Below are 14,434 nucleotides of genomic sequence, written 5' to 3' on the forward strand. Positions count from 1 at the left end.
GCTACGGGCCGTTGACGCAGCGACATGAACGCCACGATGGCATTGGATTCTCAATACGATGGGCCGCGCGAATCTGAGCACCGGTCATACACGCGGGGCGAGTTGTCGGCTGTCTGAGCAAGCCGACCAGTCATCGACGCTCCTGACCGAAGGATCACCGCGGGGGACAAGGTGTCCGAAATCAAGACACTCCGTCCTGGTTCTTGGCGCGAGAGAAACCGCGGGTTGATCGACAGGCGGGCCGTGGCGCGCCAGAGTTTCCGACCGGCATCGCCCACGGACACCGTCATTGGTGTCGCCCAGAGGCGACTTTAATCTAAAGAGAGTCGCGCGGCGCGCGACACCGCTTCCGGTGTTCGTCGCCATGGCCGGTTGGAAACTATGGCGCGCCATTGCCCGTATGTTGATCGACCGATGGTCCTGTCGCGCCAAGAATCAAGACATACCATAGCGGCGCAGCTTCCGGAGCAAGGTCTTGCGATGGATGCCGAGAATCTCCGCCGCGCGCCCGATATCGCGTTGGTGCGCATCGAGCACCCGAAGAATGTAGTCCTTTTCCAGGGCATCGATGGTCATCCAGCCGCTGTGAACCGGCGTCTGCGTGGCCGCGGTTCTGATCGATTCCGGCAGATCGTGGGGCAAGATCGTGGTGTGGGGACTCAGCACAATCGCCCGTTCAATGACGTGCTCGAGCTCACGCACGTTGCCGGGCCAACTGTATTTGACAAGGAGATCCATCGCCTCGTCCGAGATCCCCGTCACCGGTTTTTCCTTTTGTGCGCCGTACCGTTGAACGAAAAACTGGGCGAGCAGCGGGATGTCTTCGACCCGTTCACGCAACGGTGGGATCGTAATCGTGACGACGTTGAGGCGATAATAGAGGTCCTCACGGAAGCTGCCCGATTCCACCAGCGGCTTCAAATCCTTGTTGGTCGCCGCAATCATCCGCACGTCGACGGTCATCGTGCCGCTCCCGCCCACGCGCCTCACTTCCCGCTCTTGCAGCACGCGTAGGAGCTTGCTCTGGAGCGTCGGCGAGATGTTCGCCATTTCGTCGAAAAAGCACGTCCCCATATGCGCTTTTTCAAGCAGCCCCTTCTTGGTGGCGATGGCTCCGGTGAACGCGCCCCGCTCATGACCGAAGAGTTCGGATTCGAGCAGGCTCTCGGTCAGCGCGCCGCTGTCGACCGTGACAAACGGCCCCGTGCGCCGTGGACTGTTCGCATGGATCGCGCGGGCCACGAGCTCCTTGCCCGTGCCGCTTTCGCCCTGGAGCAGGACGGTGCTGTCGGTTTGCGCGACGCGCGCGATCATCTTGTAGACGGAGACCATGCCCGGGCTGCTGCCGACCAGGTTGTCGAAGCGGTAGCGATCCTGGAGCTGCTCGCGCAGCGATTGGTTCTCCGACAACACGCGCTTGTGCTCCAAGGCGCGGCGGACAACCAGGCGAATTTCGTCGACGATGAACGGCTTGCTCAGGTAATCGAAGGCGCCCGCCTTGATCGCATCGACGGTGGTCTTGAGCGAGCCATAGGCGGTCAAGAGAATCACGAGCGTGTCGGGCACCCGGGTCTTCAGCTCGTTCAACAGCGCCAGACCGTCCATTCCCGGCATGTGAATGTCGGTGATCACGACGTCAGGCCGCTCATGCTCGATCTTCCCGAGCGCCGCCTGGCCGTTTTCGGCCGTCTCCACGCGGTAGCCTTCCTTCGCGACGATCTCGCGCAGGAGGTCCAGCGTCTCGGCATCATCGTCCACGATCAGGACGCGCGAATCTTCCGCTGACACCATACGCTACCCCTCCGCCGGCAACAGGACCGTGAATCGCGAGCCCTTGCCGGGCTCGCTGTCCACCAGGATCATGCCGCCATGGGCCCGAATCGTCTCGATCGCGATCGCGAGGCCCAATCCGGTTCCCCGCCCGGCCCGCTTCGTCGTGAAGAACGGCTGAAAGATCTGCTCCCGCATCTCGGGCGGGATGCCATGGCCGGTATCGAGGATCTCGACGGCATGGCGAGGTAGGCCGTCTGCCGGGTCGGCCGGACGATAGGTCCGTATGGTCAGCGTCCCGCCGTCCGGCATGGCATCGAGGGCATTGTCGATCAGATTGCAAAACACTTCCTGAAGCTGCTGCTGATCGCCGCAAATCTTCATCGAGCCGGGCGCAAATTCGGTCATCAAGGTCACATGCCGCCGCATGATCTCGGGCCGGAGCAGCGAGACGCAATCATCCAAGCAGGCCGTGAGCTCGAGCGGCGCGAAGACGGGTTCCGGTTTTCTTGCGTAGATCAGAAGATCTTGAATGATCCGGCTCGTCTGTTCGATCTGCGCTTCCACGGTGTTGAGTCGTCGGCGCGCTTCCGCCGTCAGGTTCGGGTCCTCCTGGAGCAGTTGGACGTGGCCGGACAGCGCCGTCAGAGGCGTGCCGATCTTATGGGCGACCGTGGCGGCGAGTTGGCCGATGGCGGAGAGCCGCTGCGCGCGCGCCGCCTCGCGTTGCGCGTTGGAGAGCAGCTCGTTGGTGCGCGCGAGCTGCCGGTTTTTCTGCAAAATCTCGGCGGTCGCATCTTCCACTTTCTGCTGCAGTCCTTGATGCGCCTGCTGCAGCGCTTGAAACAGTCGCGCATTCTCTTCCGTCGTCGTCCGGATGCGGTCCACCATGACGTTGAATCGACTGGCGAGCGTCCCCAGCTCATCCTCGCTGCGGACCGGAACCGCGGTCGTCATGGTTCCCTCGGTCACGGCCTTCACCGCCCGGAGCAGCGTTCCGACGGGTCGATGCAGGTACCAGTACAGGAAGAGGTTCAGCGCGAGCACAATGACGGCGCCGGTGATCAGCCGGCGGATCAACGACAGCCGGTGCTGATAGTCCAAGACATCGTCGAATTGCGAGGTGGAGAATTCGGCAAAGGCGGCGCCGACCAGCCGTCCTCCGACGGAGATCGGTGAGGCGATCTTCAGCCGGTGTTCCGATTCAGCCGCCGCATCGCTGACCGCGGTCCCTTGCGTGAGCGCCTTCAGCACGATCGCCGGCGGTTTCTCCAAAGCCGGGAGGGTGGTGTTGCCAGAGCTGACCAGCAGTTGCGGGCTGCCGCCGTCGCTCGGGAGCGCATAGAGGGCCACATCGATCACGTCCGGACGGTTGGCGCGAAGCCGATTGAGATCCATTTCGCGGGCCCGGACGTCCAAGAATTCGGTGGAACCGGTGATCGCGGCGTCGAGCTGTCGGACGACGGCGGTCAGCTCTTCCTGAAAATTCGCACGCGCCAGATCGGCGACGTACCGGCGATCAAGGTATTCATCGGAAACCGCCGAGAGCCCGACGATCAGGAGGATGACGAGTGAGATTTTGGCCTGCAGACTGGTACGGTTCCACGGACTCACGCGGGCACTCACCTTAGGGTGACCGGCCGCGACCGCGCCGACCCCGGTTCCCTGTGTCACCGTCGGTGCTTCCAACCGAGACAAACCATTCCCTCCCGGACAAAACGTCCGCTGACCGTATGCGTGAGTCTCCATGGCGCCGGGCAGAGAATTTACCGTACGTCAGGCGTTTCGGTTCGCCACCGTCCGCTTCATCAAAGCTGGACTGGGCCAAGCGAGGACGGAATGCGCAAGAAGTACGCCATCCGACTGTCATCGACCGCCATGGGCACATCATTGTGCCCCAACGCACCTTTGAAATCTGTCCTGCTCTCCCCTACAGATGCCCGCTTCGCCACCGACAGCCCGGATCAGTGTCGATGCGTATACTCGCTTCACTTCGTGGAGGGTTGCGCGCAGGACCAGGAGGTCGGCCAGGAAGTCGGATGGGCGACGGCCAGCCGGCGGGCTTCTTCACCGTCAATGACTCCGGCGGCGACACTACTGACGGCAGAGACCGAGGCCCGGCTCAGCGAAATTGGCGAAGCGGAAATCCTCGTCGGCATCCCAAGCTTCAACAATGCCAGGACGATCGGGCACGTGGTCCGCGCGGTCACCGCGGGCCTGGCCAAGTACTTTTCAGGGCGGCGCGCCGTGCTCGTGAACTCCGACGGCGGCTCGGCCGATGGCACGCCGGAAGCCGTGGCTCAGGCCGTCATCGATTATGGGGCGATGCTGATCAGCGATCGGCAAAGCCTGTTGGAAAAGGTCATCACCTCCTACCGCGGGATTCCGGGGAAAGGAAGCGCGTTTCGGACCATCTTTGAAATTGCGCGACGGGTCAAGGCGAAGGCGTGCGCCGTCGTGGATTCCGACCTGCGCAGCATCACGCCGGAATGGATCGAATTGCTCCTCGCGCCCGTGCTGGACGAGGGGTACGACTACGTCGCCCCGTATTACCTCCGCCACAAATATGACGGTACGATCACCAACAGCATCGTCTACCCGATGACCCGGGCCTTGTACGGTCAGCGTATCCGCCAGCCGATTGGTGGTGACTTCGGCTTTTCCGGGTCGCTTGCCGAGCATTACGCCGCCAAACACGTGTGGGAATCGGATGTGGCCCGCTTCGGGATCGACATTTGGATGACGACGGAGGCGATCGCGAGCGGCGCGCGCGTCTGCCAGAGCTTCCTCGGCGCAAAGATTCATGATCCGAAAGACCCGGCCGCCGATTTGTCCGCCATGCTGGTGCAGGTCGTGGGCGCCGTCTTCGCCTTGATGGAGGAGCATCAAAGCGTCTGGCTGGATCTCGAGGGCTCCAATCAAGTCGCACTCTTTGGCTTTCAGTACGGCGTGGGAGTCGAGCCGGTCCATGTGAATGTCGATCGCATGGTGGCGAATTTCCGGCACGGGCTGCTCGATCTCGAGCCGATCTGGCGGCAGATGCTCACCGAGGAGACGATGGACGGCTTGTTGCCGCTGAAGGACTGCGAGCTTCAGGCGTTCCGGATCTCGGATGAACTGTGGGCCCGAGTGGTGTACGACGCCGCCGTCTCCCATCGGCGGCGTGTGCTGCCTGTCGACCATCTGTTGAAAGCCATGACGGCGCTGTATCTCGGACGGACGGCGTCGTTTGTGCTGGAGACCCAAGCCCTCACCTCGGTGGAAGCGGAAGATCGCATTGAGGTACTGTGCGCGACGTTCGAACGATTGAAGCCGTACCTGGTGAAACGGTGGCGGGAGTCGGCGTGACGTAGCAGAGACCAGCGAACGCACCCATGACAAGAGGCTGACGGGTGCCGCGAGCTACGCTCGGCGGAGGAGACGCCATGACGGAGTTCTGGGAGACAGCATTGCTGGCCCCCCTGATCGGGATCGGGGTGCGGATTCTCGCGCTGCTCCCGAACGTCCTCGCGATGGTCATCATCCTTTCGATCGGCTGGGTGGTGGCTTGGGGCGCGGCGCTCGTCACCGAACACCTCCTCCGTGCCATTGGCCTCGACCGGCTCAGTGAGCGGCTCGGGGCGACGGCGGCCTTGCTCCGGGGTGGGGTGAAATCGGATCCCTCGCATCTGTTGGGCCGTGCCCTCTATTGGCTCGTGCTCGCGTTTGCGGTCATCGGCGCATTGGCGGCCCTCAACGTCGAGCCCATCAACCGATTCGCGCAATCGTCCCTGGCGTACATCCCTCATCTGCTGACTGCCGCCGTCATTCTCGTTGCCGGATATCTCCTGTCCAACTTCGTCGGTCAAGCGGTCTTGATCACCGCCGTGAACGCGGGATTTCCGCCGGCCCGCGCGGTGGCCGCGTTTTCACGCTGGGGCCTCCAGCTGTTGGCCGCGGCGATGGCGCTCGAGCAGCTTGGCATCGCGCAAAACATCGTCGTCGTCGGCTTCGGAATCACGTTCGGCGGCGTGGTGCTGGCCGCTGCGATCGCGTTCGGCCTGGGGGCCAAAGATCTCGCGAAGGCGTTCCTGGAGCGTCGACTGTCGGGAAGCGGATGGGATCAGACGCCGGATGATTTGCGGCATCTCTGAGCGGGGGTAAGGGGGTAGGGTGGTAGGGCGGGAGAGCCGGAGCAGTAAGGCGGGAAGGTGGTCGTTAGCACGGTACCCCTTGATCACCCTGCCCCTTTACCTCGTCCTCTTGACCGCCGCCTGCGCCAATGACGGACCGGCGAGTAGCGATGTCCTCGTCTTCAATCATGGCAAGCTTGCGGGCGATCCTCAGATGATGCGGTCGATGCTCGACGCGTTTGAGCGCGACCATCCCGACGTCCATGTGCGGGAGGAGGTGCTGCCGGCTTCAACCGATCAGCAGCATCAGTACTATGCCATCAACCTCGAAAGCCAGGATGTCCCGTTCGACCTCTTTGCGATCGATGTGATCTGGGTGCAAGAGTTTGCGCGGGCCGGATGGATCGTGGACGTGGACGAGGTGATCCCAGGCGGCGAGCGCGCGGCGTACTTCCCTTCGACTATCGAGGCGGCCACGTACGAGGGACGCCTTTATGCCGTCCCCTGGTATGTCGATGTGGGGCTGCTGTTCTATCGAAAGGATCTACTCGACCGCTACGGCTTGGTCCCGCCGACCACCTGGTCGGAGCTGACCACGATCGCGCGCACGATTGCGCACGGCGAGCGCGATCCACGGCTCTACGGGTTCGTCTGGACCGGCAAGCAGTACGAGGGCCTCGTCTGTGTCGCGCTCGAATTCGTGTGGGGCCATGGTGGGTCGCTGATACAGCCGACCGAGGCCACTGAGGCGGCCTTGGGTGCCATGCGGGAGCTGATCGATCAGGGTGTCTCGCCGCCCTCGGTTGCCGCCGCCGACGAAGAATCGGTGCGGCTGCTCTTCGCCGACGGCCGCGCGATTTTCATGCGCAACTGGCCGTATGCCTGGGCGCTGCTCGATCAATCAGGCTCTCCCCTCCGCGGCAAGGTCGGTATGGCGCCCCTTCCGGCGTTCGAAGGGCACCAGAGCGCCTCGGTCCTCGGTGGCTGGATGCTCGCCGTTCCCCGGCATGCAAGGCATCGTGAGGCCGCCATGCAGCTGCTTCGGTATCTCGCGAGCCGGGAGGTTCAGCGTGCAATGGCCCAGCTGGCCGGCTATCACCTCGCCCGGCGCGACCTCTACAGGGACTCGGTGCTGCTGTCCGCGCAGCCCTGGCTCAAGGAGCTCTATCCCGTCTTCGAAGGCGCACGACCACGGCCGCCATCGCCGTATTACTTGATGCTCTCTCAAGTGTGGCAGCCGGAGCTCAGCGCCGCGGTCGTCGGGCGCAAAGCTCCATCCGAGGCGCTGGCCGCTGCCCGGCGCGAGATAGACCGCATCGCGGCGCTCGATGCACCGCGTGCAGCTCAGGACGCGGGTAATGCCGTTGTGGCGGCGAGGTAAGGGAACGTGGACTTCCCGTGTGAGCGGACTGTCAGAACATTCCTGGGCGATCGTGTGTGTCACCCCGGCCCTTTCGCTGCTTGCGGTCTTTGCCGCGATCCCGATCCTCCAGGCCGTCTGGCTCAGTCTGCATGCGCGGCTGCCGATGTTTGGCATCGATCGCTTCATCGGGTTGGCGAACTATCAGGCGCTCCTGCAGGATGCCCGGGTTTGGGCCGCTTTCGGAACGACGGCCTATTTTACGGCGGTCTCGGTCGCGCTCGAGGTCGGATTGGGCCTCGGCATGGCGCTGCTTGCGTATGGCGGAGCGGATTTCCGGCGAGGGCCGCAAACATCGGCGCTTCGCGTGATCATGCTCGTGCCGTGGGCGGTTCCGAGCGTCGTGTCGGCGCGAATTTGGGAGTGGCTCTACCATCCCGATTATGGAGTCGTGAACTACCTGTTGTCCGCGGCCGGTGTGATCGAACATCCGATCTATTGGCTTGGCACGCCCGCCTGGTCGATCCACGCGGCGATCCTGATGGACGTGTGGAAGACGACGCCGTTTGCGGCGCTGATTCTCTTAGCCGGCCTGCACACGATTCCCGAGGAGCTGTACCAAGCGGCGCGGGTGGATGGGGCATCTGGCTGGCAAACCTTTCGACGGATCACGCTCCCGCTCCTGTGGCCGGCGCTGCTCATTGTGTTGACCTTCCGCACGATGGATGCGTTTCGAGTCTTCGACGCCGTCTACGTGCTGACCGGCGGTGGTCCGGGGAACAGCACCGAGACGTTGTCCATCTATGCGTACAAGACGCTGTTTCATACGTTGCAGTTCGGGTATGGATCGGCGGTGACCACGGTGATGTTTCTGATCGTGTCCTGTGTGACGGCGGTGTATCTGCTGGCATTGCGGCGTCAGCTGGAGCTCGCATGACGATTCGATTGCCCCGACAGCCGCTCCGAGCCGCCGGCGTCGGCCTCGTCATCACCGTTTGCCTGGCACCCGTCGTCTGGCATGTCGTGACGTCGCTGAAGTCCTCGGCTCAGTTGATCCGCCTGCCGCCGCTGCTGCCGATCCCCCCGACCCTGGCGCATTATGAGCGGGTCCTGTTCGAGTCGTCCGCCTTGCGGCCGGCCCTCGTCAACAGCCTCCTCGTCGCGGGAGGGACCACGGTGGTCGCCGTGTTGATCGGAAGCCTGTGTGCGTTTGCCGTGGCGCGGCTGCCACTTGGCGGCAAGCCCGTGATCCTGGGCTTTATTCTCGCCCTCTCGATGTTTCCGCCAATTGCGACGATCAGCCCGCTGTACTTGTTGGCGCGGACGGCGGGTCTCCGCGACACCGTGGTCGCCGTGTTGTTGATCCACACGACGTACGCGTTGCCGCTGGTGATTTGGGTGCTCACGAACGCGTTTCGGCAGATTCCTGTCGAACTGTATTGGGCGGCGCGGGTCGATGGGTGTACGCCGTGGCGCGCCTTGTGGTCCGTCGTCCTGCCTCCGGCGCTGCCCAATGTCGCGGCCGCCGGGCTCTTGGTCTTCATCTTTTCCTGGAACGAATTTCTCTTTGCGCTCACATTGACGGCGACCGATCGGGCGCGGACCGCGCCGGTGGCGATCGCGTTGTTTCCCGGCTTGCATGACGTGCCGTGGGGCGACATGGCGGCCGCTAGCATCATCATCACGCTCCCGGTCGTCGTGCTCACGATTCTGTTTCAACGACGCCTGGTGTCCGGACTGACGGGAGGCAGCTTGAAAGGATAATGAAGCGTTCGAGGTTCGACGTTCGAGGTTCCCAGTTCAATCTTCGGAAACAACCTCGAACCTCGAACCTCGAACTTGGAACTTAACCAATGGCGGAGGTCAGACTCGAAGGCGTCCAGAAGCGGATCGGGCCGGTTGAGATCATCGGCGATCTGACCTTGGACGTCCGTGACGGCGAATTCTTCACGCTCCTTGGCCCGTCGGGGTCCGGCAAATCCACGCTGCTGCACTTGATCGCGGGCCTCGACCGGCCCACAGCGGGCCGGATTCTCTTTGATGGAGCAGACGTGGCGGAGTTGGCGCCTCGCGAGCGCGACGTCGCCGTCGTGTTTCAGTCATACGCCCTCTATCCGCACATGACGGTCGCGGAGAACCTTGCGTTTCCGTTGCGCGTAGGCCGGCGGCGCCGCGGATTGGACGAACGCATGATCGAGCGAGAAGTCCGGCGCATCGCGGCGCTCCTGGGCCTGGAGGCCTTGCTCGACCGTCGGCCGAGGCAGCTTTCCGGCGGGCAGCGGCAGCGGGTCGCGCTGGGGCGTGCGCTCATCCGTCATCCGCGGGTGTTCTTGCTCGATGAGCCGCTGTCGAATCTGGATGTGCAGCTGCGCGCCGAGATGCGGGCCGAGTTGCGGCGGCTCCATGACGAACTCGGGATCACGATGATCTACGTGACGCACGATCAGGTGGAGGCGATGACGCTGGCCGACCGGGTGGCGGTATTGGACCGCGGTCGGCTGCAGCAAGTCGATGCGCCGCGGGCCCTCTACGACAGCCCGCGCAACGTCTTCGTCGCGGGCTTCGTCGGCCATCCGGCGATGAACACCTGGGAGGCCGAGGTGCACCGACAGGAAGCGGTCGCCGGCCCTCTTCGCGTGCGCCTCCGGCCTGATGTCGGGCCTTGGTATGACCGGCGGCGGGTCCGCATCGGTCTTCGGCCCGAGGATGTGCACATCGTGTCCGAACCGGGCGAGCCCGCCGACACGCTCGCCGCGGTCCGGCTGATCGAGCCGACCGGCGGGCAGACCTGGGTGACCTGTGATGTGCCGATGGAGTGGACACCAGGGCCGACCGTTCCATGCAAGGACCGATCGCTCACGCTCGTCGGTCTCGCATCGCGCGGCTTTGACGCTAGACCGGGCCAACTCGTTGGTGTGCGCCTGGCCCAGGGCGCCGCCCACCTTTTCGATCCGGACACGGGTCTGCGCGTGACCGGACCATCACCCTCTACTGTCATTGAGGAAGCATCATGAAAACAATCGAGCGGGTCCATGACGAGCCTCACGTCGAGGACAATACCGAGTCCCGGCTGATCGTGGTCTCCAACCGTGAGCCGTACGAGCACGTGGTCCGGCACGGGCATCGGGTCTGTGAGCGCACGGACGGCGGACTGGCGTCCGCACTCGACCCTGTGTTGCGTCGTACCGGCGGAGTATGGGTGGCGTGGGGCAGCGGGGCTGGGGATCGCGATGCCACCGGAGCCGATGATACCGTTGCTGTTCCGCCGGAGGCGCCCGCCTATTATCTCCGCCGCGTGTGGCTCACGCCCGAGGAGATCCAGGGCGGCTATATGGGATATGCGAATGAGGTGTTGTGGCCGCTCTGTCACATTACGCTCGACCGAGTCGCCTATCGCCGGCGGTTTTGGGACGCCTACATCGCGCTCAATCGCCGTTTCGCCGGCGCGGTGTTGGAAGAGTTACGCCGCCGGCCGGGGCCCGTCTGGGTCCACGACTTCCACTTGGCGCTCGTGCCCAAGCTCATCAAGGAACTCCTGCCGAATACTCTCGTCGCGGTTTTCTGGCACATTCCCTGGCCCGGTCTCGACGTGTTCCGGATCCTGCCGGAGCGGCGGGAAGTGCTGACAGCCCTGCTGGAGGCCGACAGCCTGGTCTTTCAGACCCGCTCGTACAGCCGGGCGTTCATCGAGTGCGCGCGGCACCTGCTCGACGCGCAGGTCGATGAAGGGCAATCCGTGATCACGTACAAAGGCCATCAGACGCGCGTGTCCGCTCGGGGCATCAGCGTCGATTTTCAGGCGTTCTCCGATCATGCCGTGAGCCGCGTCGTCGATCAGGCGACGGCAGGGGTCCGGCGTCGCCTCGGCCTTCGCGCCGATGTCCGAGTGGGGCTTGGCGTCGACCGACTCGATTACACCAAGGGACTGCTGAAACGGTTTTGGGCGTTGGATCACTTTTTCTCCCGTTATCCGGAATACCAAGGCCGGTTCACGTTCATTCAACTCGCCGTCCCGACGCGGCGGGAAATCGACACCTACCGGCGGTACCGGAAAATCATTTGGCAAACCGTGCTCGACATCAACGATCGGTACGCCGCCCCCGAGTCGTCCGACAACGGGAAGCGCTGGCAGCCGATCCTCTACTTCGAAGATCGGTTCAGCTTCGACACGCTCGTCGCCTACTACCGCTTGGCGGATCTGGCGCTGGTCAGCTCGGTGAACGATGGGATGAACCTGGTCGCCAAGGAGTATGTGGCGTCGCAAGTCGAGGAACGGGGCGTGCTGCTCGTGAGTCAGATGGCGGGAGCGGCCGAAGAGTTGACCGAAGCATTGATCATCAATCCCTACGACTCCGAGGGCTTGGCCGACAGCATCAAACAGGCCCTGGAGATGCCGGCGGCGGAGCGCCAGCGGCGCATGCAGGTGATGCGTGAGTATCTCCGAGTGCACGATCTTGCGGCGTGGGTCCAGGGATGTCTGCAAGACGCAGGAGCTGCGGATCGGAAGGAAGGAGCGCCATGAATCGATATGGAATTTCCATCTTTGCGTCGATGCTCGTCTGTGGGCTGTCGGCGGAATCGCCCGTATGCGCGGCCGACCGTCAGCCGACCTACACGTTGAACCAGATCATTCAGTTGGCCCTGGACCGTAATCCCGTCATGGCGGGCGCGCAAGCCGTGGTCGACCAGAACAGCGGGGAACGGGTGGCGGCTGGCGCGTATCCCAACCCCACCTTCAACGGTAACGGCGGACGCGGCTATCTCCGCGATGCCGGTCCATTGACCAGTGAGATTCCCACGTCGACGACCGAGTACATTTTTAATATCGGCCAGCCGTTCGAGTGGCCGCAGAAGCGGGCCGCACGACAACGCGCGGCGGAGGCCGGGCTTGCCGGCGCGTCGGTCGGATTGGTCGAGACGCGGGTGAACCTGACGTCCGAGGTCAAGATCGCGTTTTACGATCTGCTCCTCGCGCAGCGGAACGCCGAGATCGCCAAACAGAATCTCCAGATCGTGGAGGACGTGCGCAGGATCGTCGGCGTTCGGGTCCGGTTGGGGGAGGCGCCGCAATTCGAGGCGGTCAAAGCCGATGTCGAGGTGTTGAAGGCGAATCAGGTCGTCACACGCGCCGACAATACCGTCCGGGTCAACCGCGTCGTGCTCGATACGCTCACGGCCGGGGCGCTCGGGTCGACGTACACAATCGAAGGCGAGTTCGAACCGTTTCGCAAGGATCTCCCCGTGGGAACGTTGGTGACGCGCGCGTTGACCGAGCATCCGACGCTCAAACGTCTGACAAACCTCGTGGACCAGGCGGATCGCACGATCGAGTTTCAGCGCCACTCTCGCGTGCCCAACGTGACGGTGAATAGCACGTATGTCCGCGAATATGGTCGTGAGGCGTTCGATGTGGGAGTGAGTGTGCCGGCGCCCCTCTGGTATCAACGCCAAGGCGAAATCGCCTCGGCGCTCGGCAACAAGCGGCGCGAGGAGGCCGAATTGTTGCGCACGCGCAATCTGCTGCTGAAAGAAATCAATCAATACTACCAGGATGCGCTGACCACCGCGGACCTGATCGAGGTGTTCGAAAAGGGCCTGTTGCGTCAGGCCCAGGAGGCGCTGCGGATCGCCCAGTTCAGCTTCAAGCAAGGCGCCTCGAGCCTGCTGGAGGTCTTGGATGCGCAACGCGTGCTCCGCGGCATCCTGTCGGACTACGTGCAGGCCCGGTTCGAACTGTCCGTCGCGGTCAGTCGTCTTGAGCGTGCTGTGGGTGGGCCGCTCTCGACCTTCTAGCTGTTTGCGCACGACGGGAGGAGGCCGTGCTGCCAACGATGCGGGACGTGTCCGTGCCGGCGGGCCACCGGTGTGGTTCATCGCGTGGCTCGTCTCCTTCGGCTCCTCGCGCATCCGACGGGGCGAACAGGCTACAATGGAACCATGAAGAATGCGATTCGCTTACCAAGGCTGCATTCGTCGCCGGCTCGTGCTCATGACGATCGTGCCCGCAGTTCACGGCTGTTCGGCGTCTTCCTGATCATCGGGTGTCTGACCCTCGCCGCCTGTGACAGCGCCCCTGACGCCCCGACTGAAGCCAAAACAACGACAGAGCGGCCGCCGACCAACGGCGGCCAGCCACGCGTCGTTCGTCTCACCGAGGAGGAGGTACACCGGGCGGGGCTGAAGATTCAACCGGCCGTGCGCGGAGAATTTCGCAGCTATCGTGATTTTCCGGGGACGGTGGAGCCGAATCAGCACGCCTTGGCGGAGATCTCCGCACTCGTTCGCGGGCGCGTCGTCGACGTCTATGCGGACCTCGGGCAGGAAGTGAAAGCTGGTCAATTGCTCGCGATCCTCTATAGCAGCGACCTGGGGATGGCGCAGTCGGCGTACCTGAAGGCCAATGCGAAGCTCTACGTCGCGGAGAAAGCGTACGAGCGCGCCAAGTCGTTGCTGGAAGAGAAAGTCATCGGGCTTGCGGAGGCGCAACGGCGCCAAGGCGAGATGATCAGCGCGCGGGCCGAGAAACGCGAGGCTCGGGATCGGCTGCAGTTGCTCGGGATGACGGATGAGCAGATCGACCGGCTCGATCACGAGCAAACGATTCACTCCCACGTCCCGATCGCGGCGCCGTTCGACGGCCGGATCATCGACCGAAATTTGACCAAAGGCGAGGTCGTCGAGACGACGGAGAAATTGTTCGTCGTCGCCGACCTCTCGGAAGTCTGGGTGACGGCCAAGATTCCCGAAAAGGACATTCCGTTCATTTATTACGAGCATCCGGATCGGCAGATGGTCGAGGTGCGGGTCTCGGCCTATCAGCATGAGGTGTTTCACGGCAAGATCACGTATGTGGGTGACGTGCTCGATCCCGCCACGCGGACCATGCGGCTCCGGTTGGAGATCCCCAACCCCCAACGGCGCCTGAAGCCGGAGATGTTCGCGACCATTCGCATCTATTCACAGCCCGAGCCCAATGTCCTGATGATCCCCGAGGCGGCGGTACAACGTCAGCGCGAGCAGCCGTTCGTCTTCGTTCAGCGCGAGCCCTTGGTCTTCGAGGCCCGAGAGGTGAAGCTCGGGGAATCGAACGGCGAGATGGTGCGCGTCCTGAACGGCCTCCGCGAAGGCGAGGCGGTCGTCACCGACGGAGGATTCGTGCTGAAATCCGAACTCTTCAGCGATCAGATCTAGC

At 63.5% G+C, this 14,434-nt stretch carries 11 protein-coding genes; 9 read left to right on the top strand and 2 right to left on the bottom strand.

Going from position 1 to position 14,434, the window contains the following annotated elements; all coding sequences use genetic code 11:
* Nucleotides 1-435: 435 nt before the first annotated feature.
* Entirely contained in the window at nucleotides 436-1,791 is a 1,356-nt protein-coding gene (locus tag AC1U7K_RS00235) for a sigma-54-dependent transcriptional regulator (protein WP_480248801.1), read from the bottom strand.
* A gap of 3 nt (nucleotides 1,792-1,794) precedes the next feature.
* The gene (locus AC1U7K_RS00240; protein ID WP_480248802.1) at nucleotides 1,795-3,519 is read right to left on the bottom strand and encodes a sensor histidine kinase; all 1,725 of its coding nucleotides are present in this window, start codon (nucleotides 3,517-3,519) and stop codon (nucleotides 1,795-1,797) included.
* Nucleotides 3,520-3,609: 90 nt separating this feature from the next.
* Here AC1U7K_RS00240 and AC1U7K_RS00245 point away from each other — a divergent pair, with 90 nt between their 5' ends.
* The 9 genes from AC1U7K_RS00245 to AC1U7K_RS00285 all read left to right on the top strand — a co-directional run bounded on the left by AC1U7K_RS00245 (nucleotide 3,610) and on the right by AC1U7K_RS00285 (nucleotide 14,433).
* Nucleotides 3,610-5,118 (top strand): glycosyltransferase, encoded by a 1,509-nt coding sequence (locus AC1U7K_RS00245; RefSeq protein ID WP_480248803.1) that lies wholly within the window; start codon nucleotides 3,610-3,612, stop codon nucleotides 5,116-5,118.
* Between the two features lie 77 nt (nucleotides 5,119-5,195).
* Nucleotides 5,196-5,903: a mechanosensitive ion channel family protein gene (locus AC1U7K_RS00250; RefSeq protein ID WP_480248804.1), complete on the top strand. Its 708-nt coding sequence runs from the start codon at nucleotides 5,196-5,198 to the stop codon at nucleotides 5,901-5,903.
* Nucleotides 5,904-5,982: 79 nt separating this feature from the next.
* Nucleotides 5,983-7,263, top strand: coding sequence for an ABC transporter substrate-binding protein (locus AC1U7K_RS00255; RefSeq protein ID WP_480248805.1), 1,281 nt, complete (start codon nucleotides 5,983-5,985; stop codon nucleotides 7,261-7,263).
* A 19-nt stretch (nucleotides 7,264-7,282) separates the two neighbouring features.
* Entirely contained in the window at nucleotides 7,283-8,179 is an 897-nt protein-coding gene (locus AC1U7K_RS00260) for a carbohydrate ABC transporter permease (protein WP_480248806.1), read from the top strand.
* The gene (locus AC1U7K_RS00265) at nucleotides 8,176-9,006 is read left to right on the top strand and encodes a carbohydrate ABC transporter permease (RefSeq protein WP_480248807.1); all 831 of its coding nucleotides are present in this window, start codon (nucleotides 8,176-8,178) and stop codon (nucleotides 9,004-9,006) included. The genes AC1U7K_RS00260 and AC1U7K_RS00265 overlap by 4 nt, the downstream gene beginning before the upstream one ends.
* Nucleotides 9,007-9,095: 89 nt before the next feature.
* Nucleotides 9,096-10,256, top strand: coding sequence for an ABC transporter ATP-binding protein (locus tag AC1U7K_RS00270; protein ID WP_480248808.1), 1,161 nt, complete (start codon nucleotides 9,096-9,098; stop codon nucleotides 10,254-10,256).
* Nucleotides 10,253-11,764, top strand: coding sequence for an alpha,alpha-trehalose-phosphate synthase (UDP-forming) (locus tag AC1U7K_RS00275; RefSeq protein WP_480248809.1), 1,512 nt, complete (start codon nucleotides 10,253-10,255; stop codon nucleotides 11,762-11,764). Before AC1U7K_RS00270 ends, AC1U7K_RS00275 begins: the two co-directional genes overlap by 4 nt.
* A complete protein-coding gene (locus tag AC1U7K_RS00280) occupies nucleotides 11,761-13,035 on the top strand; it encodes a TolC family protein (protein ID WP_480248810.1) in 1,275 nt (424 codons plus the stop codon). The genes AC1U7K_RS00275 and AC1U7K_RS00280 overlap by 4 nt, the downstream gene beginning before the upstream one ends.
* Nucleotides 13,036-13,179: 144 nt before the next feature.
* The gene (locus tag AC1U7K_RS00285; protein ID WP_480248811.1) at nucleotides 13,180-14,433 is read left to right on the top strand and encodes an efflux RND transporter periplasmic adaptor subunit; all 1,254 of its coding nucleotides are present in this window, start codon (nucleotides 13,180-13,182) and stop codon (nucleotides 14,431-14,433) included.
* The last annotated feature ends 1 nt before the right edge of the window (nucleotide 14,434 follow it).

Source organism: Nitrospira sp. Vd2 (assembly GCF_979581665.1).